Annotated in this window: 36 protein-coding genes and 1 pseudogene; 31 read left to right on the top strand and 6 right to left on the bottom strand. The window is 66.0% G+C overall.

Annotated elements, in window-relative coordinates:
• Window positions 1-468 precede the first annotated feature (468 nt).
• The gene (locus GFD21_RS10565) at window positions 469-1,758 is read right to left on the bottom strand and encodes a class I SAM-dependent methyltransferase (protein WP_163197932.1); all 1,290 of its coding nucleotides are present in this window, start codon (window positions 1,756-1,758) and stop codon (window positions 469-471) included.
• A 124-nt stretch (window positions 1,759-1,882) separates the two neighbouring features.
• Between GFD21_RS10565 and GFD21_RS10560 the strand changes: the two are divergent.
• The 6 genes and pseudogenes from GFD21_RS10560 to GFD21_RS10535 all read left to right on the top strand — a co-directional run bounded on the left by GFD21_RS10560 (window position 1,883) and on the right by GFD21_RS10535 (window position 8,144).
• Window positions 1,883-2,727 (top strand): annotated as a pseudogene (locus GFD21_RS10560) (histidine phosphatase family protein).
• Window positions 2,728-2,878: 151 nt separating this feature from the next.
• The gene (locus GFD21_RS10555) at window positions 2,879-3,829 is read left to right on the top strand and encodes a magnesium transporter CorA family protein (protein ID WP_163197931.1); all 951 of its coding nucleotides are present in this window, start codon (window positions 2,879-2,881) and stop codon (window positions 3,827-3,829) included.
• Window positions 3,830-3,837: 8 nt separating this feature from the next.
• On the top strand, window positions 3,838-4,761 hold the full coding sequence (locus GFD21_RS10550; protein ID WP_225431804.1) for a transporter substrate-binding domain-containing protein: 924 nt from the start codon (window positions 3,838-3,840) through the stop codon (window positions 4,759-4,761).
• 140 nt (window positions 4,762-4,901) lie between these two features.
• Window positions 4,902-5,966, top strand: coding sequence for a tRNA (adenine-N1)-methyltransferase (locus tag GFD21_RS10545; RefSeq protein WP_163197930.1), 1,065 nt, complete (start codon window positions 4,902-4,904; stop codon window positions 5,964-5,966).
• 98 nt (window positions 5,967-6,064) lie between these two features.
• Window positions 6,065-6,622 carry a SixA phosphatase family protein gene (locus GFD21_RS10540; protein WP_163197929.1) on the top strand — a complete coding sequence of 186 codons (558 nt, stop codon included), beginning with the start codon at window positions 6,065-6,067 and terminating at the stop codon, window positions 6,620-6,622.
• A 310-nt stretch (window positions 6,623-6,932) separates the two neighbouring features.
• Window positions 6,933-8,144: a tyrosine-type recombinase/integrase gene (locus tag GFD21_RS10535; protein ID WP_163197928.1), complete on the top strand. Its 1,212-nt coding sequence runs from the start codon at window positions 6,933-6,935 to the stop codon at window positions 8,142-8,144.
• Between the two features lie 59 nt (window positions 8,145-8,203).
• Here the strand turns inward: GFD21_RS10535 and GFD21_RS10530 are convergent, their stop codons facing one another.
• From GFD21_RS10530 to GFD21_RS11195, 5 genes are all read right to left on the bottom strand, one after another.
• Complete coding sequence (locus tag GFD21_RS10530) at window positions 8,204-8,410, bottom strand: helix-turn-helix transcriptional regulator (protein WP_163197927.1); 207 nt, start codon at window positions 8,408-8,410, stop codon at window positions 8,204-8,206.
• Window positions 8,400-8,561 (bottom strand): hypothetical protein, encoded by a 162-nt coding sequence (locus GFD21_RS10525; RefSeq protein WP_163197926.1) that lies wholly within the window; start codon window positions 8,559-8,561, stop codon window positions 8,400-8,402. Before GFD21_RS10525 ends, GFD21_RS10530 begins: the two co-directional genes overlap by 11 nt.
• Window positions 8,562-8,904: 343 nt before the next feature.
• Entirely contained in the window at window positions 8,905-9,567 is a 663-nt protein-coding gene (locus GFD21_RS10520) for a hypothetical protein (RefSeq protein WP_163197925.1), read from the bottom strand.
• 37 nt (window positions 9,568-9,604) lie between these two features.
• Entirely contained in the window at window positions 9,605-10,003 is a 399-nt protein-coding gene (locus GFD21_RS10515) for an ImmA/IrrE family metallo-endopeptidase (RefSeq protein ID WP_163197924.1), read from the bottom strand.
• A gap of 14 nt (window positions 10,004-10,017) precedes the next feature.
• Window positions 10,018-10,428 (bottom strand): hypothetical protein, encoded by a 411-nt coding sequence (locus GFD21_RS11195; RefSeq protein ID WP_225431803.1) that lies wholly within the window; start codon window positions 10,426-10,428, stop codon window positions 10,018-10,020.
• 126 nt (window positions 10,429-10,554) lie between these two features.
• Between GFD21_RS11195 and GFD21_RS10505 the strand changes: the two genes are divergently transcribed.
• From GFD21_RS10505 to GFD21_RS10385, 25 genes are all read left to right on the top strand, one after another.
• Window positions 10,555-10,752, top strand: coding sequence for a hypothetical protein (locus tag GFD21_RS10505; protein WP_163197923.1), 198 nt, complete (start codon window positions 10,555-10,557; stop codon window positions 10,750-10,752).
• 86 nt (window positions 10,753-10,838) lie between these two features.
• Complete coding sequence (locus tag GFD21_RS10500; protein WP_163197922.1) at window positions 10,839-11,108, top strand: hypothetical protein; 270 nt, start codon at window positions 10,839-10,841, stop codon at window positions 11,106-11,108.
• Complete coding sequence (locus tag GFD21_RS10495) at window positions 11,108-11,374, top strand: hypothetical protein (RefSeq protein ID WP_163197921.1); 267 nt, start codon at window positions 11,108-11,110, stop codon at window positions 11,372-11,374. The genes GFD21_RS10500 and GFD21_RS10495 overlap by 1 nt, the downstream gene beginning before the upstream one ends.
• Complete coding sequence (locus tag GFD21_RS10490; protein WP_163197920.1) at window positions 11,364-11,606, top strand: DNA-binding protein; 243 nt, start codon at window positions 11,364-11,366, stop codon at window positions 11,604-11,606. The genes GFD21_RS10495 and GFD21_RS10490 overlap by 11 nt, the downstream gene beginning before the upstream one ends.
• Before the next feature lie 25 nt (window positions 11,607-11,631).
• Window positions 11,632-11,865 carry a hypothetical protein gene (locus GFD21_RS10485; RefSeq protein WP_163197919.1) on the top strand — a complete coding sequence of 78 codons (234 nt, stop codon included), beginning with the start codon at window positions 11,632-11,634 and terminating at the stop codon, window positions 11,863-11,865.
• Window positions 11,866-11,900: 35 nt separating this feature from the next.
• The gene (ssb, locus tag GFD21_RS10480) at window positions 11,901-12,407 is read left to right on the top strand and encodes a single-stranded DNA-binding protein (protein ID WP_163197918.1); all 507 of its coding nucleotides are present in this window, start codon (window positions 11,901-11,903) and stop codon (window positions 12,405-12,407) included.
• Between the two features lie 25 nt (window positions 12,408-12,432).
• Entirely contained in the window at window positions 12,433-13,125 is a 693-nt protein-coding gene (locus tag GFD21_RS10475) for a hypothetical protein (RefSeq protein WP_163197917.1), read from the top strand.
• Window positions 13,122-13,718, top strand: a complete 597-nt coding sequence (locus GFD21_RS10470; RefSeq protein WP_163197916.1) for a RusA family crossover junction endodeoxyribonuclease — start codon at window positions 13,122-13,124, stop codon at window positions 13,716-13,718. The genes GFD21_RS10475 and GFD21_RS10470 overlap by 4 nt, the downstream gene beginning before the upstream one ends.
• The gene (locus GFD21_RS11190; RefSeq protein WP_225431802.1) at window positions 13,715-14,731 is read left to right on the top strand and encodes a helix-turn-helix domain-containing protein; all 1,017 of its coding nucleotides are present in this window, start codon (window positions 13,715-13,717) and stop codon (window positions 14,729-14,731) included. The genes GFD21_RS10470 and GFD21_RS11190 overlap by 4 nt, the downstream gene beginning before the upstream one ends.
• A complete protein-coding gene (locus GFD21_RS10460) occupies window positions 14,728-15,015 on the top strand; it encodes a hypothetical protein (protein WP_163197915.1) in 288 nt (95 codons plus the stop codon). The genes GFD21_RS11190 and GFD21_RS10460 overlap by 4 nt, the downstream gene beginning before the upstream one ends.
• Window positions 15,012-15,635 (top strand): 3'-5' exonuclease family protein, encoded by a 624-nt coding sequence (locus tag GFD21_RS10455; protein ID WP_163197914.1) that lies wholly within the window; start codon window positions 15,012-15,014, stop codon window positions 15,633-15,635. The genes GFD21_RS10460 and GFD21_RS10455 overlap by 4 nt, the downstream gene beginning before the upstream one ends.
• 2 nt (window positions 15,636-15,637) lie before the next feature.
• Window positions 15,638-15,961, top strand: a complete 324-nt coding sequence (locus tag GFD21_RS10450; RefSeq protein WP_163197913.1) for a hypothetical protein — start codon at window positions 15,638-15,640, stop codon at window positions 15,959-15,961.
• The gene (locus GFD21_RS10445) at window positions 15,958-16,290 is read left to right on the top strand and encodes a hypothetical protein (protein ID WP_163197912.1); all 333 of its coding nucleotides are present in this window, start codon (window positions 15,958-15,960) and stop codon (window positions 16,288-16,290) included. Before GFD21_RS10450 ends, GFD21_RS10445 begins: the two co-directional genes overlap by 4 nt.
• A 205-nt stretch (window positions 16,291-16,495) precedes the next feature.
• Window positions 16,496-16,873 (top strand): hypothetical protein, encoded by a 378-nt coding sequence (locus GFD21_RS10440; RefSeq protein WP_163197911.1) that lies wholly within the window; start codon window positions 16,496-16,498, stop codon window positions 16,871-16,873.
• Window positions 16,870-17,151: a tight junction protein ZO-3 gene (locus GFD21_RS10435; protein ID WP_163197910.1), complete on the top strand. Its 282-nt coding sequence runs from the start codon at window positions 16,870-16,872 to the stop codon at window positions 17,149-17,151. The genes GFD21_RS10440 and GFD21_RS10435 overlap by 4 nt, the downstream gene beginning before the upstream one ends.
• Complete coding sequence (locus GFD21_RS10430) at window positions 17,148-17,366, top strand: hypothetical protein (RefSeq protein WP_163197909.1); 219 nt, start codon at window positions 17,148-17,150, stop codon at window positions 17,364-17,366. Before GFD21_RS10435 ends, GFD21_RS10430 begins: the two co-directional genes overlap by 4 nt.
• A complete protein-coding gene (locus GFD21_RS10425) occupies window positions 17,363-17,560 on the top strand; it encodes a hypothetical protein (RefSeq protein ID WP_163197908.1) in 198 nt (65 codons plus the stop codon). Before GFD21_RS10430 ends, GFD21_RS10425 begins: the two co-directional genes overlap by 4 nt.
• A 132-nt stretch (window positions 17,561-17,692) precedes the next feature.
• The gene (locus GFD21_RS10420; RefSeq protein WP_163197907.1) at window positions 17,693-18,457 is read left to right on the top strand and encodes a hypothetical protein; all 765 of its coding nucleotides are present in this window, start codon (window positions 17,693-17,695) and stop codon (window positions 18,455-18,457) included.
• Window positions 18,458-18,875: 418 nt separating this feature from the next.
• Window positions 18,876-19,184 (top strand): hypothetical protein, encoded by a 309-nt coding sequence (locus GFD21_RS10415; protein WP_163197906.1) that lies wholly within the window; start codon window positions 18,876-18,878, stop codon window positions 19,182-19,184.
• 9 nt (window positions 19,185-19,193) lie between these two features.
• Window positions 19,194-19,430 carry a hypothetical protein gene (locus tag GFD21_RS10410; protein WP_163197905.1) on the top strand — a complete coding sequence of 79 codons (237 nt, stop codon included), beginning with the start codon at window positions 19,194-19,196 and terminating at the stop codon, window positions 19,428-19,430.
• Between the two features lie 134 nt (window positions 19,431-19,564).
• Window positions 19,565-21,019 (top strand): ParB/RepB/Spo0J family partition protein, encoded by a 1,455-nt coding sequence (locus tag GFD21_RS10405; RefSeq protein WP_163197904.1) that lies wholly within the window; start codon window positions 19,565-19,567, stop codon window positions 21,017-21,019.
• A gap of 11 nt (window positions 21,020-21,030) precedes the next feature.
• Window positions 21,031-21,624 carry a terminase small subunit gene (locus GFD21_RS10400; protein ID WP_163197903.1) on the top strand — a complete coding sequence of 198 codons (594 nt, stop codon included), beginning with the start codon at window positions 21,031-21,033 and terminating at the stop codon, window positions 21,622-21,624.
• Window positions 21,625-21,635: 11 nt separating this feature from the next.
• Complete coding sequence (locus tag GFD21_RS10395; RefSeq protein WP_163197902.1) at window positions 21,636-23,231, top strand: terminase; 1,596 nt, start codon at window positions 21,636-21,638, stop codon at window positions 23,229-23,231.
• Between the two features lie 17 nt (window positions 23,232-23,248).
• Complete coding sequence (locus tag GFD21_RS10390; RefSeq protein ID WP_163197901.1) at window positions 23,249-24,661, top strand: phage portal protein; 1,413 nt, start codon at window positions 23,249-23,251, stop codon at window positions 24,659-24,661.
• Window positions 24,645-25,499, top strand: a complete 855-nt coding sequence (locus GFD21_RS10385) for an HK97 family phage prohead protease (RefSeq protein WP_163197900.1) — start codon at window positions 24,645-24,647, stop codon at window positions 25,497-25,499. Before GFD21_RS10390 ends, GFD21_RS10385 begins: the two co-directional genes overlap by 17 nt.

The following is a 25,499-nucleotide window of genomic DNA, read 5'->3' as shown; positions in this document are numbered from 1 at the left end:
CAGATGTAAACCATGCCCCAAGACACACCGTCAACCATGCCCCGAGACATGCGTCAACGATGCCCCAAGACAATACACCTCAACCCGAAAACCCGCCTTCGTATGGTTGAGGGAGTCATAATCCTCGCATACAACCGTGAGACAGGCCTACACCGGGTTGGGGGAAGCCTGATTCCCGCACCCAAGCGTGAGACAGGCCTACACCGGGTTGGGGGAAGCCTGATTCCCGCACCCAAGCGTGAAACAGGCCTCCATCGTGTTGTGCGGCGAACCCGGATGACCATGACGGATGGTTGGACTGCCCGGACGGACCGATGAAAGCCCCCACACGGCTGCCCGGTCCGCCCCGGCGGACGATCAGGATGACGGCCAACCCCTACACGCCGCAATGCGAACGGTCGGAACCGTTCCCCGGCGCACTCGACATGTACCTCGTCCCGTGCATTCGACGTGTCACCGAGAACGCGCTCACGCCATCCGCGGGAGCTTCCGCGAACGGATGACGATGTGCCGGCCGGCGGCGTCGGTGGTGGCGAACAGGTAGGCGTCGCCGCCGTCCTTGAGCTTCAGCTTTTTGCGCAACGCGGCGACCGGGAGCGGGAAGTTGCGTGTGGCGATGTTCGCGTGCGTGAGCCCGTCCGTCAGACGCTTCAGGTCCTTCTTGTTCATCGTTGCGACCGCGTCGACCTCGAACACACGGCCGGGGAATTCCGCGGCCGGCTTCGCGGAGACGAACAGGTGGCTGTCGCGTGCGATCGGAGCCACACCGAACCGGTGTGCGAGCAGAGCGAAACAGCCCGCCTTCATGACCGACGCGTTCGGCTCGTACAGGTAGCGCCACGTATCGGGATCGCCGGGGTCGGCGATATGGGCACCGTGTCCGGCAACATCACCGCCCGCCGGCACGGCTGCTGTGCCGGCACCGTCCACGCCGTCGCTCCCATCGTCGCCCGCGTCGAACTCCAGCATCTGGCCGTCGTTCGCACAGAAGACCCGAGGCGCGTCGTACACGTCGCGCCCGACGACGAGCAGCAGCTCCTTGCACTCGTTGCCTGTGGACACGATATGCACCTCATGCACATGGCCCGCGAAATCCGCGACCGTCTTATGCCAGTCGAGCATCGGGGAGAGCTTCACCATCACGTGCGGGGCGGCGGCGAGCAGCCGGTCGAGCAGTCCCAGCACATCCGGCGTGCAATCGGCGATCGCGTACGTGCGCGCGCCATGGGAGTCGCGCCGCGCCGGATCGAGGAAGATCAGGGTCGCGCCATCGCGGCCGATTGTGGACAGATACTCCGCGGCATCGCCGTTGACGATCGACGCGTGCGCAAGCCCCAACGCGGGCATGTTGTGCGCGGCCAGCTCGCACAGGCGCTCCTGCCGCTCCACATAGACTGCATGGTCGAAGACCTGTGCCATGTACGAGAAATCCACGCCGAACCCGCCGGTCAGGTCGACGAGCGTCGTCGTGCAGCCGGTCCTCGCGCCGTCCACGACGACGCGACGCGCGACGCCGGCCTTGTACCGTGCCGTGGCCTCGGACGAACACTGCTCCATCGACAGGTGCGGCGGATAGACCACATCCCCGCACGCCGCCCACGCCGGAAGTTTCACGCGCGCCGTGCGCCACCCTGAGATCTGCTCCAACGCGGCCGTCAGGTCCACGTCCGGTCCCGGCTTCGCATGCAGCGCCAGATCGCGCACGTCCTCGTCCCGATGCTCCGCGGCGAAGGCGCGGGTCCCGTTCGAAATCAACACTGTTTCATTGTACGGAAAAGGTTCGGCACGGCCGGCGCGACCCACGGGCGCCCACGCGACGGGCGGATGTGAGAAGCTGGAGGACGGACGACGCCATGCCCGCGAGGGACGGAAAGGACCGATGATGATCGACGAAGTGGTGATGCTCAGGCACGGACGCACGAACTACAACCTCCAACGCCGGCTGCAGGGGCAGATCGACGTGCCGCTCGACATCGTCGGCCAGTGGCAGGCCGACCAGACCGGGCTCGCGCTCGCCGCCCGCTACTACTGGGCGAAGGTGAGCCGGCTCGCCGACGATCCGGCGGCGATCCCGCAGCCCGGGCCGGAGGCGAGGGAACGGGCGAGCACGCTCGAATACGAGGAGGCGCCCGCCGCGCGCAGGCGATGGTGGTCTACAGCTCCGACTTGTTCCGGGCCCTGCGGACGGCACACGCCTTCGCCGACATCCTCGGCCTTCCCGTCACGCCGGACCCACGTCTGCGCGAACGCTCCTTCGGACAATGGGAGGGATTGACCCGCGACGAGGTGCGGGCGGCGGATGCCGGGGCCTACGCCTCGTGGAAGCGGCATGAGGGCGGCGAGACCGCCTACGGGGTCGAAAGCCGGCGGGCCGTGGGGAAGCGCGGCGCGAAGGCCGTGCGCGACATCATCGCCGACCCCGCATACGCGGGCGAGCGGCCCGTCACGTTGATGCTCGTCGGCCACGGTTCGTGGATCGTCGCGACGATCAGCGAACTTCTGGGCCTCGACCCGGACGGCATGAACGCGATCGGGTCGATGCGCAACGCCTGCTGGAGCCGGCTCGCCGTGCGCCACACGGTCAACGGGAAGCCCGCCGCGCAGCCCATGTTCGATCTTGTCGAACACAACCAGGGGCCCGCCGTGGCGAGCCTCGGCGACTGGGAGAACGGGCCCGCCGACCTCAGGGGCCCGCACATGCCCGATTGGAAGCCGATCAACTGGTGACGTCGGCGACGGCCGTCTCGCGAATTCACCGCGAATTCAATTGCCCGGGCGATACCCGATGGCGCACGTCCCGCACATGGGACTAGACTTGTCGAGGTTTTCGGGGCGGACCCCGATCGGACGGACATGGCGAAAGGCGGGTGAAGAGACGATGTTGAGGATGTTCAGCACCATTAACGGCCAGGTGGAGCGGGTGGACAAACCGGAGAACGGCTCATGGCTGTGCCTGAGCGAACCCACCGACGTGGAGCTCGCCACCGTCGCCTCCGAGACCGGCGTCGACCTCGCCGACCTGCGTGCGCCGCTCGATGACGAGGAGAGGTCCCGCGTCGACGTCGAGGACGACTACACGATGGTCATCGTCGACATCCCGACCGTCGAGGAGCGCGGCGGGCGCGATTGGTACGAGACCATCCCGTTGTCGATCATCGTCACCGAGCATCTCATCATCACCGTGTGCATGCAGGACACGCCCGTGCTCCACCCGTTCATGGAAGGCACGATCCGCGGGTTCAACACGTACATGCACTCGCGGTTCATCCTGCAGATCCTCTACCGCAACGCCACGATGTACCTGCGCTATCTGCGCATCATCGACCGCGAAAGCGACAAGCTCGAACTCAAGCTCCGCCACTCCATGCAGAACCGCGAGATCGTGATGCTCATGGAGCTGAGCAAGACCTTGGTGTACTTCACCACCTCCCTCAAATCGAACGAGATCGTGATGGAGAAGCTCACCACCCTGCAGCGCATCAAGCAGTACCCGGACGACGAGGACCTGCTCGACGACGTCATCACCGAGAACAAGCAGGCCATCGAGATGGCCAACATCTACAGCGGCGTTCTCGCGAACATGACCGACGCGTTCGCCTCGATCGTGTCCAACAACCTGAACAACGTGATGCGCATCTTCACGATCATCTCCATCACGCTGTCCATCCCCACGCTCATCTTCTCCATGTACGGCATGAACTTCCAGGACGGCATGCTCGGCATGCCGCTGACCGACAAGACATGGGGATTCGCGGCGATCATCCTCATCTCCATCGCCTTGTCCGTGGCCGTCACCTGGTTCCTCACCCGCTCGCGCATGTTCAAGTGAGACGCCGCATGGCAGCCATCCGCAATCGGACCGACCGCACGCGGCGCCTTCGCCGGCACCGCAGGCCGGGCGTGCGCATGCGCGTCGCGCGGGGCGTCTCCGCCGCGTTGACGACGCTCGCGCTCGCCGCGACGGCGGGTTGCGGCGGCGCGCCGGCCACGGTGAGGCAGCCGGACGGACCCACCATCGCGATCGGCGTCGCCGCCGACGAACCCGGACTGTCGCGCTGGCATGACGGCGGCTACTCCGGATTCGAGGTCGAAGTGGCCCGATACGTCGCCAAGAAACTCGGATACGCGAACAAGCAGATCGTCTTCAAACAGGTCGAACCCGCCAACCGGCTCGAACTGCTCGCCGACGGCACCGTCGACCTGGTCGTCGCCGGCATGCCGATGCCCGCCGACGGCGGGGACGGCGATGATGCGGATGGCGGCCTCGCCGCGAACGGCGTCGTCTCCGACGGCCACGCCACCTACGCCGGACCGTACCTGACCACGCGGCAGGGGCTGCTCGCCCGACCCGGCGACGCCGCAGGCATCGACGGCGTCGCCGCGCTCGCCGGCAAGTCCGTCTGCACGGTCGCCGGCAGCGGCGCGAAAGACGCGCTGCTCGCCGCCGTGCCGCAGGGGAGGACGCGCGAACGGGACACCTACCCGCAATGCGTCACCGACCTCATGGTCGGCACCGCCGACGCGATCGCCGGCGACGCCGTCACGCTCGCCGGACTCGCGCGCGACGAAGGCGGCACGCTCGTCACGCGCGTGAAGGGCGTGCGCTACGGGAGCGTGCGCTATGGCATCGCCGTGCAGGCCGGGGCCGTCACGCTCGCCGACGACATCGCCGAAGCGCTCCGCGACATGCGCGCCGACGGCTCGTACGACGCCGCGCTGGACGCGCTCGCCGACGCGACCGGCTGGAGGCAGGCGCGGTAGGCGGCATGCGTCCGCGGGCGGCGACGCCGGTTACGGCGACGTGGGCGGCGATAGTCCGTGCGATAGGGCACGATGACCGTATTCCGTCGACACTCCGTCGACTTGTGGAGAACGACAGCAGGCAGCTAAGGAGGCCGTTCATGCGACGCGGACCGATTCGCGCGGGGGAGAAGGTGCAGTTCACCGACCGCAAGGGCAAGAAGATCACCGACCAGATCGTCGCCGGAGGCAGCACGCAGACCGAGCACGGCCTGATCCTGCACGACGACGTGATCGGGCGGACCGAAGGCGTGGTCGTCACCACCGTCACCGCCAAACGCGAGGCGCAGGTCAACGCCCTCCATCCGGAACGGGACGCCGGCAAACCGTGGAAGGCGGCGCGCGCGATCGGCGGCTGGCAGTACGCGGTGATGCGTCCCCGCCTCGCCGACTACGTGCTGTCCATGCCGCGCGGCGCGCAGATCATGTACCCGAAGGACGTCGCCCAGGTCATCCAGTTGGGCGACATCCGTTCCGGCCACCGCGTGCTCGAATCCGGCGCCGGGTCGGGTGCGATGAGCGTCAACCTGCTCGACGCGGTGGGGGAGGCCGGCGAGCTCACCACCATCGAGCTGCGGCCCGATTTCGCGCGCGTCGCCGAGGCGAACGCCACGCTCTACTACGGCGCGAAGCCCGCATGGTGGGACTTGAGGACCGGCGACTTCGACACGGTGGCCGCGGAGCTGCCCGAACACCATTACGACCGGATCATGCTCGACATGCTCGACCCGTGGAACCGGCTCGACCAGGCGTGGCGCGTGATCGTTCCCGGCGGTGTGCTCGTCGCGTACATCACCACCACCACGCAGATGAGCCGTCTCGTCGAGGCGCTGCGCGAGGCCGGCACCTGGACGGAACCGGTCGTGCAGGAGACGCTGGAGCGCAGCTGGAAGGTGCAGGGGCTCGCCGTGCGGCCCGACCACCAGATGATCGGCCACACCGGCTTCCTCGTCGTCTCGCGCGCGATGGCGGAGGGCTTCGCCGCGCTGAAGAAGCGCGAGCGCCCCGCCAAGGACACGGTCACCGATGTGGACGACCTGACCGCCGAGCAGCGCGAGGCGCAGCTCGAGGACCTCGAACTGCGCGACATCTCCGACCGCAAGCTGCGCAAGGTGCTGCGCGACCTCGACAGACAGGTGGGCGCATTGGGGGCGGACGCCGACTGACGGCGGCGGACTCGCGCGGGGATATAATTGAACGACGCGTTTCCGTGAACGTTCACCTTGCAGTGGCGGGAACGCCGTGGACACGAGTGGAGGCGGACGTGGGAGTCAATCCGAACAAGGTCGCGAAGCGGGTCAAGGGCTACGATCACATCCTGATCATCATGCGGCACGCGAAGGCCGAACCGTTCAGCAGCGAAGGCGACTACGGCCGCGGACTGACGTCCAAAGGCCTCAAGCAGGCGAAGAAGGTCGCCAAGGGCCTCGACGCGATGAAGCTCACGCCCGACGTCATCGCCTGCTCGGCCGCCGCCCGCGCGCGCCAGACCCTGGCGAAGATGCTCAAGACCTTCGGCGACAAGCCCAAGGTGGACTACCATCAGAGCCTGTACGAGGGCGGCATGCAGTCCGTGTTCGACGAGCTCACGCACGTCAAGGACAAGGCCCGCGTGCTCATGGTGCTCGGTCATGAGCCCACCGTCTCCATCGCCAGCCAGTGGCTCGCCTCCTCCGAATCCGATCCGGAGCGGCTCGACCTGCTCAACCTGGGCCTGCAGACCGCCGGCGTCGTGATCTTCGGCTCCGACAAGCCGTTCAAGCAATGGCAGGTGCATTCCGGCGACCTGCTCGCCGTGATGAGCGCCTCCGACTTCGACTGAGACGCCCGCCGGCCGGTATGTGGGCACGGTCGCACGGCGATGGCGCGGACGGCGTATACTCGCCGCTCGTGTATTCGTCCGGTTGCCAAGCGCTTGTTGAACAAGGTCGGGAAACGGCGCTATAAAGCCGATTTATGTACCCAGACACCCCGCAAACCATTGGAAATACCCGGAAACCCCTGTAATTCCAATGGTTTCGCACTCCATGCGTCCTTACGTCGATATGGGCTTTCGCCGGCTTTCGCCGGCGTTTGTGGGGCGCATAGAGTGTGAAATAGAGTGCACTCCCGAGACCGCAAAGGGAGGCATCATGGCAACCACTCGCAGACGTACCAAGGGCGCCGGCGGCGTCTTCAAGGACTCGAAGGGCCGCTGGCATTTCCGCCGCGAGATCACGCCCGACCCCGTCACCGGCCGCCGGCGGGTCATCGAGGCCACCGGACGGGTCAAGAGCGAGGCCCGCGCCCGCTTCGACGAGAAGGTCGCCGAGTACGAGCGCACCGGCCGCATCCGCACCAGCACCGGCCCCACCGTCGCCGGCTACTCCGACCGGTGGATGGAGCGCCACCGCGCCGACGTCAAGCCCAACACCTGGGCCAACGAGGCCGGCTGGCTGCGCCTCCTGTGCACGCGCCTGGGCGACATCCCTCTCAGACAGCTCACCGCCGACCACATCCGGGCAGCCCTGCGCGACCTCGGCCGCACGCGCGCCGGATCCAGCCTGCAGGTCTACCTGTCCGTCCTCTCCAGCATGCTCGACAGTGCCGTCCTCGACCGCATCATCGACGAGAACCCTGCACGCCTCGTCAAACCGCCCCGCGCGAAAGCGAAGGAACGTGCGATCCTCGACAGCAGCCAACCGGCCAGACTTGTCGCGGCCACCGCCACGCCCGCACACCGCCCGCACGCGAAGGCCTCCCCGGAGGAGTGCGCCATGTACGCCCTCGCCTTCGAGCTCGCGTTCTCCACCGGCATACGCCCCGGCGAACGCCGCGGCCTCATGCCCTACCAGCTCGAACGACGCAACGGCGTGCCAGGCATCAACGTTTGCCAGCAGCTCCAATCATGGCGCGGCGGCGCGGCCGACCACATCCCCGACTGGGTCGAAGCCACCCACCTCGAAGGCAGCATGTGGATCACATCACCCAAAAGCGACCGCGGCAACCGGTTCATCCCCCTGAGCGAAGACCTATGGAACCGCCTCTGGGAGCACATCATCACCTGGGGCATCGCCCCGCACCAGCTCATCTTCGCCAACCAGTTCGGCCGACCCATCACATCGAAGGTCGAGACCGTCCGATGGAAGCGCGCGCTCGAAGACGCCAAGCTCCCCGACGTCGACATCTACAGCGCCCGCCACCTCGTCTCCACCGAGCTCGCCGAAACCGGCGCAAGCCCCGACGAACGCATGAGACTCATGGGCCACGCCAGCCTCTCCACCACCGCCCGCTACACCCACTGGTCGCCCGAAGCCCTCGCCCAGACCATGAACCGCGCCATACCGCAAATGAGCGAGGCATGACCCGCCGAACACAAGACGGCACCGGCGCTCGCCGATATGGGCGCCGGTGCCGTCTTCGCTTATTCCTTGGGGTGCTTGCGTGGGCGTCCGCCGCCGACCCCGCGGCCGGGGCGGGCGGCGTTCCATGCGTCGATCGTCTCGGGCAGCCATCCGCGCGTGCGGCCGATGGTCGCGTCCGGTTCGGGGAGCTTGTAGGCGGAGACTGCGGCGGTGCTGATGCCGAGCCGTCTCGCCACATCGGTGACGCCGAGGTATTCAGTCGTCATCGCGGCCTCCGAAGAAGCCGAGGTGGAGGCAGTCGAGACCGGCGGCGACCGCGAACAGCGCGGTGATCCACGGCTGCGCTCCGCCCACGGCGCAGGCGGCCGCGATGATGGCGAACGCGATTCCTCCGATGCCCTGTGTCTTGCGTTTCATGGTGATTCGCGGGATGATTGTGAGGCCGAAGCCCCGGATTCTAGGACCATCCGGGACTTCGGTTTGTCACTTCTCGGGCTTATCGCGTTCATCGCGCCACTTGATGATGTCGAACGCCAGTTTGGCGGCTTCGACGATCACGGCCCCGATGGCCGCGACGGCGAGAACGAAGTCGTTGCTCATCCCGCTTCCTCCTTTCGCTCTTGAGTTGTGGTCGCCGGTCTTCCCTGCCGACGTAACTATATTAGCATGGTTAATATAGTTATGCAAGTCGGACAACGACGACACGCCGACCACGAATTACTCCTCGCGCTCGCCAATGAGCCGCCGGGGGCTTGTCGGATTACTCGTCGGCGTTGGCGTCGATATACGCCTCGGCTCCTGCCGTTTCGGTCGTCAAGGTGTCATTGTTGATACGCGTGGCCGAGCTGGCGGTAGCGAGCCCGTCGGTGACGGGGAGATTCTCCGCGGAGAACCGATTGAGAGACGCCTGAATATCCGCGTCGGACAGTGAAGGGTCCATGGACTTGGCCAGCGCCGGATATGCGCCGACCACGGAATCCTTGGGACCTGTCAGATAGACGCGGAATTTCTCGCCGCCGTCATACTCGACCATATCGATCGACATGTCGCCGATCGTCCCGTGCTCGCCGGTCGCATCGCTATAAGCACCCAATCGGTATTCGGTGCGATAGTGCCCGCTGCCGGGATCCTGTGGCGAGAACGCCGAGACGTCGGAGATCGGCGACCCGTACGCCGCGGCGAAAGCGGTCTTGAACTCTGCTCTGGGCATGGGCGTCGCCTTAGGCGCCGGCGATGACTCCTGCGTCCGAGGGGCCGGGGACGATTGCGTGGTGGTCGAGGCTGTCGTGCTGCTCGCCGCCGGCGTGGACGTCTTGACGGCATTGCCTCCCTGCCCGCCAATCACCGCGAGTGCGATCAGCACCCAGAACCACCACCTCTTCCAAAACGGCTTCCTCGCCTTATTCCCATTGGCGTCAGCCATGTCAATATCTCCTTTGCTATTGTTGGTCCGTATGACGTCAAATTGACGATGCGGGTGCGGTCCGTCTATCGTGCAACACCATCCGGTAGTCCTCGACGACCTGCAGGGTCACGTCGAGTGCCTGCGCGATGAGATACGCGTCACCGCCGTACATTCGTTCGGCGGTCGCGTACTCGAGCATGTCGACGGCGCGCAGCGCGGTCTCGCGCCGTGCCCGCCATTCCGCCTTCGCGTTCCCGTGGCCGTGATCATGGTGTCTGGCGTGCACGAGCTCGTGCGCCAGGGTGCATGCCTTCTCATAGTCCGGCATGGCCTCGTCGATGATGATGAGCCGCGCTGGATTGTAGTAGCAGCCGCATCGTCCGGCATGTAGGGGCCTTTCCTCGACCCGGACACCCATGCCTGCGGCCTCATTGAGCAGGTCTTCGTACCGCATCGCCTGCCGTCCTTCTACTCTCGCGGAGTGGTCATCTCGTTTTCCTTGTTGGGGTCATCATTGGCCGCCAGATCGAATTCCTCAGGGTGAGCGGCGATACGATCGGCGAGCGCATCGATGTCCACCTGGTGTTGCGCCTCGCGCTCGCGGGCTTCGGCTTCGGCTTGGAGGCGGGCGGCTTCGCGGATGATGTCGCGGAGGGTCTGGACGGGGTCGGCGTTGCAGACGTCGCAGATCAGCAGGAACTCCGACAGTTTCACCGGCGCACGACGGCCCAGCTCAATGTCGCGCACTCGGTTGTAGCTCATCGATCCGCTTGAGAGCTCCGAGAAGCGTCTGTATGAGTGGCCGCTTTTGCCAATCAACTTGCCCAGTACGTTCTGTGCGGCGAAATCGTACGCAATCCATTCATGTGCTGTAGCCATGCCCCAATGTTAACACCTGACAAACGAAAATAACGACCGTTCACATGTGATGACACGCCGACCTTGCGCAATTGATAACAGCTGTTACCATAAGTAACTGTCATCAGATGTGAACAGGAGGTCGGGATGGACAGCAGGACGGAGACCAAGGCGAGGACCTGGCAGGACACGGCAAGGCCGGACGGGATGACCGACGGCGACTGGCAGCGGTACCTGCACCGGGCGCTCGGCGAGACGCAGGAGACACGGGAGAGACTGGCCGCCCACTGGCGGGCGCTGACCGGCCTGCCGGTCCCGGTCGTCCCGGCCGGCGTCCTCGCCTGACCCGGCCACGGGCGGCGGGCGCCGCCGCCCGTCCTGCCGCGTCCTATCGGAATCTATCGGTTTTTCAACATCGGAAGGGAATCGTCGTGACGGATGTCTCTGTGAAGCGTGGGCCGTCGAATGAGTATGAGCGTCTGGCGGCGGGTGTCGCCGCGGCTACGCGTAATCAGGTGCTCACCACCAAGACGCAGTTCACCACCATCGCCGACAGCCTCGGCATCGCACGTCAGACCGTGAGCAATCGGTTGGAGCGTCCCGATATGACGCTCAGCATGTTCCTCGCCTGCCAGCTGCAGGCGGGCGGCGACCCGGCCAAGGTCATCGCCGACGCGCTCGCGGGCAAGGGGGTGGAGTGATGGGCCGTTTCAATCCGGAGATGAGCAATGACCGGTATCTGGTCGATTACAAGCTGACCGGCAACGCGGGCAGCCCCTACGAGTTCTCCCTGTGGTTCCGCATCGATGACCGGGAGTTCGAGATCAAGGACTTGAGCATGGGCGACATGGTCGACCTCAACAAGGGCATCGCCGGTGCCATCCGTCAGGCCCGCAAAGCCAAACGGGACATGGATTATAAGACCGCGGTACGGCGCCGCAGGGAGACGTCGTCGAATGCCGATTGATGTGAACGGGGTCCGGTCGGACCCGAATCCGGTGCCCTTGTGGGAGCGGCGCACGCTGACCGTGCCGGAGGCCGCGCAGTTGTTCAACGTCGACGCGGACGGCCTGCGCTATGCGGTGCGCAACAAGGATCTCGACGTGCTCTACCCGCTGAAAAGGGACGGGGGGCGCTCGCAAAGGCCGCACGTGTGGCCGGCCGACGTGGAGCGCTACCTCAGGGGCCTGTCGGAATAAAAACACGATTCGGAAAGGAAAACCCATGAGCATGTCGAAGAAGCCGCGTCGCAAGGTCGGCACCGGTGTGAAGGGCGGGATGCTGCTCGCGCTCACCTTCCTCGAGGGCTGGGCCGCCTGCTTCGCGTTGACGCACGACCGGCTGCCCGCGCCCCTAGGGACGGGTACGCCGCAGTGGCTGATCACACTCGCGGTCGGGGTCGCGGTCGTCATCCCGCTGGTGTGGCTGGCGGTCGTGCGCCTGGACACCGACGAGTGACGCGATGAAAAAAGACAGGGAGAAAGGAGACAGCTATGGCATTGGATCCGAGCATCGCGGTCATCCGCGGACGACTGGCCGCCGACCCGGAACTGCGCACCACACGAGGCGGGGCGAACGTCGCGAGCTTCCGCGTCCTGAGCTCCGGATGGGAGCGGGACACGGCGGGACAGCGCGTGGACGTGACCCCCACCAGCTGGCAGTGCGAGGCATGGCGCGACCTGGCCGACCACATCGGCGCGAGCCTGGTCAAAGGCAGTCAGGTCATCATCACCGCACACCCGCGCACCGACCACTACCAGACCAGGGACGGCGCGGACCGGTGGGCGACCCGATGGGTCGTCGACGACATCGGCGCCAGCCTCAAGACCGCGACCGTGCAGATCACCCGCACCCGCCGCGACCACACGCCAGGACCATCCACGCCGCCGGCGAGCGCGCCCGCCCCGAATCCCACGGGTCCCGCCACGGACCCATTCGCCGGCTACGGCCAGCCGGACCCCGGCTACGACGACTACGAGCAGTCGGACCCCGAATTCTAGACACCACCCGCAGAAAGGATCCACAATGACCGGCAAGACCAAGTACGACGAGACCACGCTCGCCCAGCTCTACCAGATCGCCCTCGACGAGGGATGGGACCAGCTCGAACCCGGCGAGCGCATCGCCGTGGGCCGCTGGTGCCGCAGGAACGGGAAACCACGACCCGCCGTCACCCCGACCGTCACACCGCAGACCGCCGGAGAGGAGACCCCCACGACCGAGGAGGCCCCCACGACCGAGGAGGCCCCCACGACCGAGGAGACGCCCACGTCCGAGGAGACGCCCGCCGTCGAGCCCGCACCGGTGCCGGCGGCGGACACCGACCGGATCCTCGACCACCTCTGGACCGACACCGCCGACCACGCCGACCACGACGAGAGCGCCGACGCCCACGATCCGACCCCCGCCGACACCGCGCCGGACGACGAGCCTTCCGTCACCTTCCTCGACACCTGGCCGGCCGACACCGAGAACGACAGCGAGCCGCGCACCAGATGGGCCCGTGTCGCCGCACGCCTGCGCGCCCAGCCCGGCAGGCCCGCCATCATCGCCGACGACCTGTGGCGCAAGCCCGCGGTGGACCTGCGCCGCCGCCTGCGCGACGGCAGCGTCAAAGCCTTCCCCACAGGCGCCTACCGCGTCGAACTCGCACCCGACCAGACCCACGACGGCCGCTACACGGTCATCGCCGCCTACCAGGGCGGGGGCGAGCGATGAAGGCGCGGGACAACGGGGGACGATCCCTCGACATCATCATCCCCGGACCGCCCATCACCAAAGGCTCCTACGCGCCATACACCGGCGGACACGGCAAGGCGCTCGCCGACGACCGGCGCATCCTGGTGTGGGAGAACCGCGTGCGGGTCTTCGCCCTCGACCAGCTGCGCTCGGCCGGCCTGGACCCGTACGACTGCCCCGTCATGATCACGGGCGAGCTGCGCATGCCCCGCCCCCGCAAATCACGCTTCCCCCTCCCCGCCACGCAGACGGCGAAACGGGCGGGGGGAGGCGACCTCGACAAGCTGCTGCGCGCCTTGGGCGACGGCCTGCAGCAGGTCAACAGCAGGCATCTGGGCAAATGCAGGGACGGGGTCCTCGCCGATGACAGCCGCATCATCCGATGGGACGTGGTCAAGCTCTACGAGACCCCGGAACGGCCTATGGGAGCCTACCTGACCATCGCGCCCGCGCAGGACCCCTACCAGACCGACCTCATCCACGGGTGGAAGCCCGCGACCGCCAGGGGACTGCGCCTCCTACGCGCCAGGACCCGAAAAGCCGACACCACAGGCATGCAGGAGACGTCATGAGCATCGAACTCGTCGCAAGAGCCAAGAAGACCAAACTGCACGGCGACAGCACCGCCAAACTCCTCCTCATCGTCCTGGCCGACTACGCCAACGACGACGGGATGGCATGGCCCTCCGTCGCCACCATGGCCCAAGAGGTCGAGAAAAGCGAGCGCAGCATCCAACTGCTGCTGCGCAAACTCGAAAAGACCGGGCTGATCCGCAAAGGCGACCAGCGGCTCGTCGGCAAATACGCCAAAGGACGCCGACCCGTCGTCTACAAGCTCTTCCCCAAGAAAACCAAAAACGAAAACCCCAAGGAACCGCACAACGACACCGAAAACAGGGGTGAAACAGGCTTCACCCCCGAAACCCACTTCACCGGTGAAACAGGCTTCACCCCACAGGTGAAACCGGCTTCACCACACGGGCGAAACCCACTTCACCCCACGGGTGAAACCCACTTCGCTTTAGGGGTGAAACCCACTTCACCCAAACCGTCACAGGAACCGTCAATAGAACCGTCAAGAGAGAGTACGCGCGCGAACCAAACCCAAAACCCGGACCCCGACCTCGACGACCCACGCACCCACATCGACACAAGCGGCTACACACCCGCCGACGACCCCGACGCCACCGCGCTCGCCGCCCGCCTCCACCTCGACGTCGAAAAGGTGTTCGACGACTTCCGCGACTGGGCGCGCGACAAGGGCATGACTAGCGTCGACTGGCCCGCCGCCTTCCGCCGCTGGCTCCGCCGCGAGGCCCAATACCAGGCACGCGACACCGACACCACGCCCACGCCGCCGGGCGGCGGGGACCTGCGCCGACGCGTACGCCGCATGCTCGAATCCAGCACACGCCTCGAACGCGTGATGGGCGAGCGACGCCTCGACCCGCAGGTCATCGCGCTCGCCACCGACATGCGCGCCCAGGGCGAGGAGCCCGCCCGCGTCATCGACCTGCTGTGCGAGGCCTTCGCCGACAGCAAGCCCGCTCCCGGGCCCGTGGACGACCTGGACACGATCGCATGACCGGCCTCGTGTATCCCGCCATCGACTGGCGCACCTGCGAGCCCGCCCGGCTGGACGGCGCCCGATGCGTCCTGCGCACCGCATCCGGCACCGTCATCGACGGGCGGCTCAAGGCCCACCCGCCGGACGGGTCCAACAGCCGGGCGGCGCGGCGGTACACGCTCGACGACACCGACCTCCACCTGACCGCCCTCCACGTGCTCAGCATCGACCCACGAGCCGGCACGCGCATCCTGCAACCCCACGTCACGAACCTGACCACCATCGAAAGGAACCCCGCATGACCACCATCATCGCCACGCCGCCCGCCGCCAGGCCGGACGCGCTCCTCTGGCTCGACCTCGAGACCACCGGCCTCCACACCGGCGCACGCATCCTCGAAACCGGACTGCGCTGCACCAGCATGGACGCGCGCGAGGAGATCGCCCGCCTCACCCTCATCCACCACATCACCGCCGGCGACCTCATCAGCATGGAAATCGACGCGATGCGCATGCACATGGACAACGGGCTGCTCGCCGCATGCGAGACCATGGGCGCCACCGAGGACGACGCGGCCGCCGACATCACCGGCTTCATCACCACCCTCGCCGTCACCCACCGTCTCCACCCGGCCGGCACCAACCCGCAATTCGACCTCACCCGCCTCCTCGACTTCCTCGCCCTCCAGGACCCCGACCTCCACCAGGCCGTCACCACCTGCCTGCACTACCGGCGCCTCGACCTGACCGCCATCCGCCTCCTGCTCCAGGCCGCGGGACACAACCCCTACGCAGGCGACCCCTCCACCCGCCACCGCGTCGACGACTGCCTCGACCGCGACATCCACGACTACCGGCGTTACCTGTCGCTCATCCCGCCCGCCAGACGCCGCGACACCGGCAGCCACGAGCAAGGGTTGTGAGTATGCCGGTACGCATCCTCGCCGAGAAAACCGGCAACTACACGCCGCCCAAACCCATCCCGAACAGCCCGTCGCACACGGATCCCGCGACATTGGCGCTCATGCTCAGCCTCACCGACGACATCGACGCCTACCGGGCCGGAAACCCCACCCACCAGCCGACCGAGCCCGACACATACACCCACGACCCCGAAACCCCCGGCCTCAAACCCCGGTGCCGACGCTGCGAAACCCGCCACAAACTCGACGCACACGGATTGTGCTGGCGCTGCCGCAACACCCTGAACACCACACAACGACGCCACCAACGAAAGGAACACCAATGAACATCGACTACACGAAAATCGCACAGAAAATCGCCGCCAACGTGGACCCCTACGACGACGCCTGCGCAGACGAGGAGAAAACCCATCTCCTACGCAAAGCGCAAATCTACGCCACCCTCGCGCTCGCCGACCAGATCCGCCTCCAGACCCTCATCACCGCCCGACTCCTCGCGGAACTCGGAGACAGCGTCAGCACGCCCGAGGCCAAGAAGTACGAGCACGACGAACCCAACCAGGTCGGAGGCATCTGCATCAATGCGATCACCGTGGACGACCTCAAACACCTCGGCATCGAAAACCCCGAACACGCATGGGAGGACTTCGGATGAGCATATGGGACCTGATCTGCCTGCTCCTCGCCTCCGCCGTCTTCCAAGCCATACTCATGACCGCGACCGTCATCTGCATGACCGTCCTCCACGACGTCTTCGACTGGAACCCCTTCACCAAACGACGACCACAACCCAACCCACCCCGTCCACGCAAACCCGCAGCGATATGGACGACCAGCGAAACCGGAAAGGAACCCCGACAATGACCACCGCCACCCACAACACCGACACCGACGACCTCGTCAAGGCCGCGCTCGCCGCCGGCGCCACCATCCACCTGACCATCACCCCCACCGGCCCCCACACGCCCGACAACGAGGAGGACGACGCCATCGACGCCGAAGTGCCGTGCGACGTGCCGGACCGGCCCGGACTGTGGAAGGACCGCAACGGCTACATATGGCTGATGGACGCCGACCACCGCGCCCACGCCATCCGCACCCCCACAGGCCACTGGATGGGCGGAACCCCCATCCTCAACCTCGACCCCAACTCGTGCAGGACGGACAACGACAGACGCATGACCTCCACCAACCACGGGCCCTTCACCCGCATCCGACTGGAAGGAGACGAAGAATGAGCATCCGCCACCCATTCGACGACTGGACCATGGAAAGCAGCCTCGGCCTGCTCGCCATCATCACCACCATCATCACCGCCACCATCACCGCCGGCACCATCGGACTCTGCGCCTACGAACTCACCCAACCCGAACCCGCTGTGCCAACCCAGACCGTCAGCCAATACCTCGACAAGCAAGGCGACGTCAAACGGTTGTGCCTGGTCTACAAGACCGGCCAGCACGTCGACGCCCTATCCTGCGACCTCATCGACGACACCAAAGGAACCCTGAAATGACCGACCATACCGACTACTGGAAGCTCGCCGGCGAATACCATTGCCCGCAATGCGCACGCCCCCTGCACATGAGGACCGCGCAGCAGAACCACACGCCCCGCACCTCATACCGCGTACGCTGCACCGACCCACGCCACTACCTCGGACCCTGGAAACCCAGCGAACGCGAAGCCTACGAAGCGGCCAGGAAACAACTCGACGGGGAGAGCGCATGAAACAGGAGATCCGCGAGCGCATCATCGCCCAATACGAGCACGGCTTCGACATCCTCGACATCGCCCACCTCACACGCCGCCCGGTCGCCGAGGTATCCGCAGTCGTCAAGGACCACCTGCGCAGGAAAACCCGGGCCGCGACACGGGAAGTGACCCGACTCGAGTTCATCCAACCGCCAAGCCTCTTCGACTAGACGGGGAAAATACACACGAATACACAAAATATCCGCGAATAAAGCGAAACCCCCACCCCCCGAAACAGGGAGCGAGGGCAACACCGAACCAACAGCCAATCGTACACCCGTTCGAACACAGGGGGCTTCGCTTTGACCACACCCACCCAGCTCACCGACGACCTCACCACACTCAAAACCCTCTGGACCCCACTCGACCAACTCGCCAACAAACACATCCACATCGGCGAGCGCGACGGCGGACACGCCACCATGGCGAGCGCGCCCCTGCCCATCAACCTCGCCGCATTCCAACTCCTCCAAGACATCGACGACTACACGATCCGGCTCGTCCACCTGCTCCAACTGCACCCCACGCGCGACATGGACACCCCCGACCTGCTCAAAGGCATCCTCGCCAACCGGACACGCCTCGCCACGCTCGACCCCGAGACCACGACCGCGCTCGCCGGCGAGGCGCGCGATCTGGCGGAGCGGGCGCGGCTGCTGCTGTACCCGCCGGAGGGCACGCGCATGGTCGGCTGGTGTCCCGCCTGCGTGCGTGAACTGCGCTGCGACGAACAGGAGATCGCGGGCGGATACGTACCATGTCCAGTCTGCGGCAGGACGTGGAGGATTAAGGACCTGCACACGCTCGCCATGCAGCGGCTCCACGCGCGTGGCGTCAAGGGCACGCCCGCGCAGTTGTCCCGTCTGCTCAGGCCGTGGGGGATTGACATCAAGGCGGACACGATTAGGAAGTGGGGGCAGCGTGGCGTCATCCGGCCGGTGGGTCGGGGTGGCGGGTCGCCGGTGTTTCTGGTGTGGGACGTATGGGCGGCTCAAACGCGGCTGGACGGGTATGACCGGGCTCGTCGAAAAGCCCGGTATCGTCACGAATCCAGCAGGTCGGTTTGACAAAATGCCTACTGTCCCGCGACACTCTTCTACAGTGGTCATTTCCATACCTACGGTACGGGGATGACACGCTGGCGGCCATCATCCCGGAATCCCCGGGCGGTGGCCGTCGGCATATGGGAGGCTCCCCGATCGGGCGGCGCCGGGTCCACTCCAGTGTCGAATCATGTCCTCCCGCCAAGGCTTGCGTGCCCGAGAGGACTAAAGGACCACGTCGGGATGACGCGGTGTGGAGCAAACGCTGACACTCCACCACGGTTTCGAATACCGTCCAAGCCACCATGCCCATAGTGGCCCAACTGCAGAGGTGCTCCCAAAGAACGGAGAATAAGTGCGGGTACCGAATCCCGCCTATGGGCGCCTACTTCTCAAGCCCCGCCACCGTGCGGGGCTTACTCATATCCAAGAGAGGGGGATCATGGTCGCCCCCAGCAGACGCGTGCGCAAAGGCGGACGTCAGTTCGAGAAGGACAGGAAAGCGTTCTTCGCCAAATGCAGGGCGGCGCACGCCCCATGCTGGCTGTGTGGCATGCCCATCGACTACGAGGCGCCGCAGAACAGCACGGACGACTCCTATAATCTCGACCACTTCTACCCGGTCAGCAAACGCCCGGACCTGCAGCACGACCCCGCCGGCTTCCGCCCCAGCCACACGCAGTGCAACAACCTGCGCGGCAACAAGGACCCGGGAGAGCCCATAGGACAGCTCTCACGCCAATGGATATAGGAGGACACCATGGCACACGAAGACAACGACGGACGCCCCGAGCCGAGCACTCCCATCACACTCCACATCAGCGCAGTCGTCGACGATCACGACGTGGATCTCGCCAGTGTCGAGGTCGACATGCCCATCGTCCTTAGGACCGTCGTCGCCGGCCCTGTCACGTCGGTGCCGAAGCTCGACTCGAAGGCGTTCACTCGCCGCCTCACCGCCGGCGTCAATGCTTTCGTCGATGCGTTCCATTCCTGACCGGCCGGAGGGGCGGGGAGGGGCGGTAGGATCCTGCGACGCCCGTCGATTGCTGCACTATCCGCATGCCCGCCACTCCTCTCTCTCCGAAAATGACCACCCCATCGCGCGCGTGCGCGGGGAAGGAACCGGTGATGGCGAATCTCAAGGTCCAAGCGTTCGCGTTGGACGCGCTGCACACGTACCATCGCAATCCACGGCGCGGCGACGTGGACGCGATCGCCGAATCGCTGAAGGCGCGCGGCCAGTATCGGCCGATCGTGGTCAACGTCGGCACCCACGCCTCGCATGATTACGAGATCCTGGCCGGCAACCACACGTATATGGCTGCCCGGAAGCTCGGGTGGGAGACGATCCAGGCGACGACGGTGGACGTGGACGACGACCAGGCCGCGCAGATCGTCCTCGCCGATAATAGGCTCTCCGATCTCGGCGGCTACGACGAGTCCGAGCTGGCAGCCCTGCTCTCATCCGTCTCCGACCTGGAGGGGACGGGATACACTCCCGAGGATCTGAAGCTGATTTCGGAGTCCCCAGCCGACACTACAGACGAGGAGGAACCGGAGACAAGGACATCTCTGCGAGACCGGTACGGAGCCCCGCCATTCACGGTACTCGACTCCCGGTCCGGACCATGGCGCGATCGAAAGAAAGCGTGGATCGGCCTCGGCCTACGCAGCGACGCAGGGCGGCCCGACGACCTCCTCCTATCCTCACCATCCTCCCACTACCGAAATTGGTATGAGGTCAAGAACAGAGCGGAGGCGGAGGAGGAGCGCAAACTTTCCCGCGAGGAAGTCGTCGGACTATATGGAGATCAGCTGAAGCCGGTGGCGCCCGCGACAAGCGTCTTCGACCCGGTCCTGGCCGAGCTGATGATTTCCTGGCATAGCCGCACCGGAGACCGCATCATCGACCCATGGGCTGGCGGCAGCGTGCGCGGCGTCGTCTCCGCGGCACTGGGACGAGACTACACCGGTATCGAATTACGGGGCGAGCAAATCGAGGAGAATCGGAGGCAGGCCCCGACCGTAGCGGCCAATCTGGGCAATCCAGAGTCGTGGATCGACCCGACCTGGGTAGAAGGAGACAGTACCGAGCGGCTGGGGGACTACCCAGACTCCTTCTTCGACATGGCCATCGGATGCCCCCCCTACTACGGACTCGAGAAGTACTCGGACGACCCCAGAGACCTCAGCACGATGAGACCAAAGGACTTCGACCATGCCATGGCAAAGACACTCTCCGAGATGGCGAGAGTCCTGCGCCCGGACTCCTTCGCCGTCTTCATCGTCGCCTCCGTCCGCGATAAAAGAGACGGCCACATCCTCGACATGCGCCGATGCATGAGCGAGGGATGCGAGGCCGCCGGCATGACGCTGGTGAATGATGCAATCCTCCTGAACAGCGCGGGGAACGCCGCCATCAGATGCATCCGCGCCTTCACACAGACCAGGACCCTGACAAGAGTCCACCAGGAAATACTGGTCTACTGCAAGGGCAATCGACGCAAGGCCGCCAAAAGACTGGGCGCACCAGACACAGGCACCCTCACGGACCCCTCGAATGAGCCGAATGACGAGACATAGGGAGGAGCCGCATGGCAGACAAAGAGAAGGACGCGAAAGCCCTCCGCCTCTTCATCGGCTCCATGCCACTCACAGAGGTCCGCGACATCTGCGGCTTCCGCGACACCACATCGACGGAGGCCGCCATCCGCAGAGCGCTCGCCGTCAATCGGCGGGGCAAGGATCAGGAGACGGAGCGCTCCCTCGAACTTGAGCGCATCGACGCTCTCTACCGTGCCGCCTACCCGCTGGCATTGAAGGGCGACCTCAAGGCCATCGATACATGCAATGCGCTCAGCGAGCGTCGTCTGCGCATCCTGGATAAGCCTGATGATGGCGCGGCGATCACCTCGAGCTATGAGGATACCGTGGCCGCTCTGGACACCACCGACGCGGACGCCGCGGTCATCGCGTCCGGCCGCGCCATAGCCCGGCAGATCGACTACGCCCTTCGCCACGGCACGGGGCAGGAGGTCACCAAGGCCCTCTATCTCGTGCCTCACCTCATGAACGTCCTGCGTGAGCTCGGCGCCACGCCGGCGGCGCGCGTCGGGGTGAAGGCCGCGGTGAAGGAGCAGAAGCCGGTGACCGACGAGTTCGAGGAGTATCTCGCGAGCATCGGATGAGGGGAGGGCGCATGGATCTCGGTGAGATCGATGACGGCGAGCACGGCCGCACCCTTCCCCGCATGTACACGCCCCCGCTGCGCGAGCTGACCCCGGAGACGTCGAACGGGTTCTCCGTCATCGCTTTCGCGGAGCGCTTCCTCGGCGTACGCTTCTACCCCTGGCAGAAGTGGCTGCTCATCCATGCGCTCGAATTGAATCCGGACGGCTCCTACCGGTTCCGCCAGGTCATCACGCTGGTGGCGCGTCAGAACGGCAAGACCACGATCATGGGCGTCCTGTGCGCCTGGTGGCTTTTCGTCGACTCCATCCGCCACCCGGACCGGGTGCCCCCGTACAAGTTCCTCGTGGTCGGCGCCGCCCAGACCCTGGACAATGCGCGCGCCCCCTACCAGGCGGTGCTGAACTGGTGCAACCCGTCGCCGTCGACGGCCGAGGAGGCCGCGCTCGCGGTCCCGGCCCTCCAGTCGCGCGTGCAGCGAGTGAACAACTCGCATGGCGAGGAGGCGATCGTCTGCCGCAGCAAGGCGCAGTACATCGTGCGCGCGGATAAGTCCATCCGGTCCAAGAGCGCGGCCCGCGTCGTCTTCGACGAGCTGCGCGAGCAGTACAACGAGGACGGGTGGAACGCGGTGTCGCAGACCACGAAGGCGATCTGGTCGAGCCAACTGTGGGGCATCTCGAACGCGGGTGATTACCGCAGCGTGAAACTGCGCCAGCTGGTCGACTCCGGACGCCGGCTCGTGGCCTCGTGGGCCGAGGATGTGGAGGCGGGCGACGTGCCCGCAGACACGTGGGCCGCGGAACATGACGCGAGCTTCGGCTACTTCGAATGGTCCGCGCCCGACGGGTGCGCCATCGACGACCGCGACGCGGTACGCCAGGCGAACCCGTCGATGGGGTACGGGGCGATGACCTACCGCAGCATCGTCGCGGACCTCGAGAAGGGCATGACCGAGGCCGCGTTCCGCACCGAGGTCCTCTGCCAGTGGGTCACTGCGGACATCATCCCCTACATCGACCCGAAGCAGTGGAAGCGCGGTATCGACGACACGTCGTCCATTCCCGACGACGGGCGCGTGGTCCTGTCCGTGGACACGAGCGCGGACCGGGAGACCACGTACATCGCCGCCGCCGGCTACCGCGCCGACGGGCTGCCCCACGTCGAGCTGATCGTACGCCGCGACGGCATGCTCTGGGTGCCCAAATACCTCCGGCTCCTCAAGGAGAGATGGCCGTCCATCCATGAGGTCGCGATCCAGTCCAAGGGGTGCCCGGCCGTCGACTTCTGCGACCCCCTGACCGAGGAAGGGTGGACGGTCCACATGATCGAGGGCTTCCGCGTCGGCGCCGCCGCCGGCCGCTTCCGCGACCGCATACGCGACGGGAAACTCCGTCATCTGCCACAGCCGGCCATCGAACAGCAGGCGGCGGTCGCGATCACCCGCCGCCTGGGCGAGGTCGAGGTATGGGACCGACAAAAAAGCGTCATGCAGATCAGTGGCCTGATCGCGGAAAGCCAGGCGCTGTACGCGCTCGAGACGATGAGCGGGGAACCGGAGAAGCCGAAATACCGGCCGTCGACCGGCATCCGTATTCACTGCTAGACCCGACAGGAGGGGCTATGGGACTCTTCACCCGACTCTTGACTGGCCCCGCCGCGATCGCGGAACGCAAGGCCGCACAGGTCGCCACGCCGACCATCATGGACGCGATGCCCGAGGCGATCAGCTGGCCCACCGACGACGACTTCCCCTCCTACGGCATGGCCTACGGCCTGTACGCGCGCGAATACGCGGTACGCGTCGTCGTCGACTTCATCAGCCGCCAGATCGCCTCCCTGCCCTTGAAGGTGTACCGCAAGCGGGCGGACGGGTCGGCCGAGGAGGCGCCCGACTCCATGCTCGCACGGCTCATGAAGCGCCCGTCGCCATTGCGTCCGCGCGAACGGTTCGTGGAATCACTGTTGCGCGACATGCTCCTCGACGACCGGTGGCTGTGCGTCGTCGGACTCGACAAAACGTCCGGGGACTACACGCTGCGCCGTATCCCGCCCGACTCGTACAGCCTCCAGGCGAACGCGTACGGGGAATTGACGCAGGTCACGGTCGGCAGCGACGGGACGGGCCCCGTCACCCGCTACCCGCTGCCGGACCCGCGCGTGGTCATGGACATCGGCTACCTCGACAGCCTCGACTTCGGCAATCCCGTCGCCAATGTGCTGCGCAGCCTCCTGGCCGAGGCGCGCGCCATGGCCGCCTATCGGCGCAAGATCTCGTCGAACGCGCCGCAGACGCCCGCCTACATCTTCCGTCCCAAGGAGGTGCCGTGGGAGTCGCAGGAGGACTACGACGACTTCGTAGAGGCCCTGCGCAACTACCAGTCGGGCGGCGGACGCGAGGGCGCATGGCTCCCACTGCGCGACGGCATGGAGGTGCGCGAGATCGGCAGCCTCTTCAAACCCGTCGACATGAACGATCTGGAGGCGCGCGACAAGATCAACGAGCAGGTCGCCCTCGCCTTCCAGATCAGCCCGGAGAACATCGGCTTCCGCACCGGCACCAACAGCAATATCGCCGCCTATAAGGAAAAGCTCTGGAATGTGGAACTGCTCCCGTATTTGACGGCCTTCGAGGAGGCGTTGAACTTCACCCTGCCCGCCGCACTGGGCGAGCCGGACTGCTATGTGAAGGCGAATCTGGACGCGAAACTGCGCGGCACGCTCGAAACCCAATACCAGGCGCTGTCCACGGCGACCGGCCGCCCGTTCATGGAAACGAACCGGGCGCGCGCCCTGCTGGACATGCCGCCCGTGCCGGGAGGCGACGAGCTCATCACCCCGCTCAACGTCACGGAGGGCGGACAGCCCAGCCCGCAGGACGGCGGGCAGACGCAGAACGCGCAGACCTCGAGCAGCCCCAACGGCAAGGCGCTGGACATGCTCGCCGAATTCAGGCGGGCGTACGCGTACGACGCACGCTTCCGCACCCAATGGGACGACATGATGAAAGGAGGGGCCGATGAGGCTCGACCATAAGAGCTTCCAAGTCAAGGAGCTCACCGAGGACGACGGCGGGGGAGAGGGCGTCTTCCGCGGCTACGCGTCCACGTGGGAGCGCGACATGTACGACGACGTGATCGTCAAAGGAGCCTTCGCCAACACCCTCAGCGCCGACTATCCGGACGGGGGAGCGCACATCCCTATTCATTGGCAGCATAAGGACGGCTCGCCCTTCGACGTGATCGGCGAGACCCTATCCGCGGTGGAGGACGAGCACGGCCTGCTCGTCACCGCCCGCCTTGACACGTCCATCCCGGAGGGTCAGCGCGCCTACGAGCTGCTCAAGCGAGGGCTCATCCACCAGATGAGCATCGGCTTCGTCGCCCAGAAGACCGCGTTCGTGGAGGACGAGGAGTCGAAGAGCCCGTGGGACGGGTACCGGGAGATCCGGGAGATCAAGCTCTTCGAGATCAGCCTCGTCCAACTCGCCGCCAACCAGGGCGCCGAGGTGCTCGAGGTCAAGGCCGGCCGCCGCGCCGGCAAGACCGACCGGGAGACCCTGCGCGGCATCATCGCGCAACTCACCGAAATGGCCGGCCCCGACGACACCGAGGACGACAAGCCCAAGGACGAGCCGGACACGGACAAGCCCGCATCCGAGCCCGCCGACGAGCCCGCCCCGACCGCCACCGGCGACGACACCGCGGACGACGACAAGCCATCCGACGACACCACGGACGACACCACGGACAAGCCGGACGACGAGTCCGACAAGCCCAGGGACGAGTCCGACAAGAAAAGTTTCGACCCACAATCGTGGGCCGCCGAATTCCAGTACATCAGCGACTTCTTCTCGCTGGCCGACATCAGATAA

It is taken from the genome of Bifidobacterium platyrrhinorum (assembly GCF_010667645.1).
Classification (GTDB): Bacteria; Actinomycetota; Actinomycetes; order Actinomycetales; family Bifidobacteriaceae; genus Bifidobacterium; species Bifidobacterium platyrrhinorum.
The sequence above is the reverse complement of the archived record's forward strand: the minus strand, read 5'-3'. Positions and strand labels throughout refer to the sequence as shown.

Bases quoted from the DNA above. Each gene is read 5' to 3' on its own strand.
- GFD21_RS10555 (WP_163197931.1), top strand. From the start codon at position 2,879: ATGTTGAGGATGTTCAGCACCATTAACGGCCAGGTGGAGCGGGTGGAC.
- GFD21_RS10550 (WP_225431804.1), top strand. From the start codon at position 3,838: ATGGCAGCCATCCGCAATCGGACCGACCGCACGCGGCGCCTTCGCCGG.
- GFD21_RS10545 (WP_163197930.1), top strand. From the start codon at position 4,902: ATGCGACGCGGACCGATTCGCGCGGGGGAGAAGGTGCAGTTCACCGAC.
- GFD21_RS10535 (WP_163197928.1), top strand. From the start codon at position 6,933: ATGGCAACCACTCGCAGACGTACCAAGGGCGCCGGCGGCGTCTTCAAG.
- GFD21_RS10530 (WP_163197927.1), bottom strand. From the start codon at position 8,410: ATGACGACTGAATACCTCGGCGTCACCGATGTGGCGAGACGGCTCGGC.
- GFD21_RS10525 (WP_163197926.1), bottom strand. From the start codon at position 8,561: ATGAAACGCAAGACACAGGGCATCGGAGGAATCGCGTTCGCCATCATC.
- GFD21_RS10520 (WP_163197925.1), bottom strand. From the start codon at position 9,567: ATGGCTGACGCCAATGGGAATAAGGCGAGGAAGCCGTTTTGGAAGAGG.
- GFD21_RS10515 (WP_163197924.1), bottom strand. From the start codon at position 10,003: ATGCGGTACGAAGACCTGCTCAATGAGGCCGCAGGCATGGGTGTCCGG.
- GFD21_RS11195 (WP_225431803.1), bottom strand. From the start codon at position 10,428: ATGGCTACAGCACATGAATGGATTGCGTACGATTTCGCCGCACAGAAC.
- GFD21_RS10505 (WP_163197923.1), top strand. From the start codon at position 10,555: ATGGACAGCAGGACGGAGACCAAGGCGAGGACCTGGCAGGACACGGCA.
- GFD21_RS10495 (WP_163197921.1), top strand. From the start codon at position 11,108: ATGGGCCGTTTCAATCCGGAGATGAGCAATGACCGGTATCTGGTCGAT.
- GFD21_RS10490 (WP_163197920.1), top strand. From the start codon at position 11,364: ATGCCGATTGATGTGAACGGGGTCCGGTCGGACCCGAATCCGGTGCCC.
- GFD21_RS10485 (WP_163197919.1), top strand. From the start codon at position 11,632: ATGAGCATGTCGAAGAAGCCGCGTCGCAAGGTCGGCACCGGTGTGAAG.
- ssb (WP_163197918.1), top strand. From the start codon at position 11,901: ATGGCATTGGATCCGAGCATCGCGGTCATCCGCGGACGACTGGCCGCC.
- GFD21_RS10475 (WP_163197917.1), top strand. From the start codon at position 12,433: ATGACCGGCAAGACCAAGTACGACGAGACCACGCTCGCCCAGCTCTAC.
- GFD21_RS10470 (WP_163197916.1), top strand. From the start codon at position 13,122: ATGAAGGCGCGGGACAACGGGGGACGATCCCTCGACATCATCATCCCC.
- GFD21_RS11190 (WP_225431802.1), top strand. From the start codon at position 13,715: ATGAGCATCGAACTCGTCGCAAGAGCCAAGAAGACCAAACTGCACGGC.
- GFD21_RS10460 (WP_163197915.1), top strand. From the start codon at position 14,728: ATGACCGGCCTCGTGTATCCCGCCATCGACTGGCGCACCTGCGAGCCC.
- GFD21_RS10455 (WP_163197914.1), top strand. From the start codon at position 15,012: ATGACCACCATCATCGCCACGCCGCCCGCCGCCAGGCCGGACGCGCTC.
- GFD21_RS10450 (WP_163197913.1), top strand. From the start codon at position 15,638: ATGCCGGTACGCATCCTCGCCGAGAAAACCGGCAACTACACGCCGCCC.
- GFD21_RS10445 (WP_163197912.1), top strand. From the start codon at position 15,958: ATGAACATCGACTACACGAAAATCGCACAGAAAATCGCCGCCAACGTG.
- GFD21_RS10440 (WP_163197911.1), top strand. From the start codon at position 16,496: ATGACCACCGCCACCCACAACACCGACACCGACGACCTCGTCAAGGCC.
- GFD21_RS10435 (WP_163197910.1), top strand. From the start codon at position 16,870: ATGAGCATCCGCCACCCATTCGACGACTGGACCATGGAAAGCAGCCTC.
- GFD21_RS10430 (WP_163197909.1), top strand. From the start codon at position 17,148: ATGACCGACCATACCGACTACTGGAAGCTCGCCGGCGAATACCATTGC.
- GFD21_RS10425 (WP_163197908.1), top strand. From the start codon at position 17,363: ATGAAACAGGAGATCCGCGAGCGCATCATCGCCCAATACGAGCACGGC.
- GFD21_RS10415 (WP_163197906.1), top strand. From the start codon at position 18,876: ATGGTCGCCCCCAGCAGACGCGTGCGCAAAGGCGGACGTCAGTTCGAG.
- GFD21_RS10410 (WP_163197905.1), top strand. From the start codon at position 19,194: ATGGCACACGAAGACAACGACGGACGCCCCGAGCCGAGCACTCCCATC.
- GFD21_RS10405 (WP_163197904.1), top strand. From the start codon at position 19,565: ATGGCGAATCTCAAGGTCCAAGCGTTCGCGTTGGACGCGCTGCACACG.
- GFD21_RS10400 (WP_163197903.1), top strand. From the start codon at position 21,031: ATGGCAGACAAAGAGAAGGACGCGAAAGCCCTCCGCCTCTTCATCGGC.
- GFD21_RS10395 (WP_163197902.1), top strand. From the start codon at position 21,636: ATGGATCTCGGTGAGATCGATGACGGCGAGCACGGCCGCACCCTTCCC.
- GFD21_RS10390 (WP_163197901.1), top strand. From the start codon at position 23,249: ATGGGACTCTTCACCCGACTCTTGACTGGCCCCGCCGCGATCGCGGAA.
- GFD21_RS10385 (WP_163197900.1), top strand. From the start codon at position 24,645: ATGAGGCTCGACCATAAGAGCTTCCAAGTCAAGGAGCTCACCGAGGAC.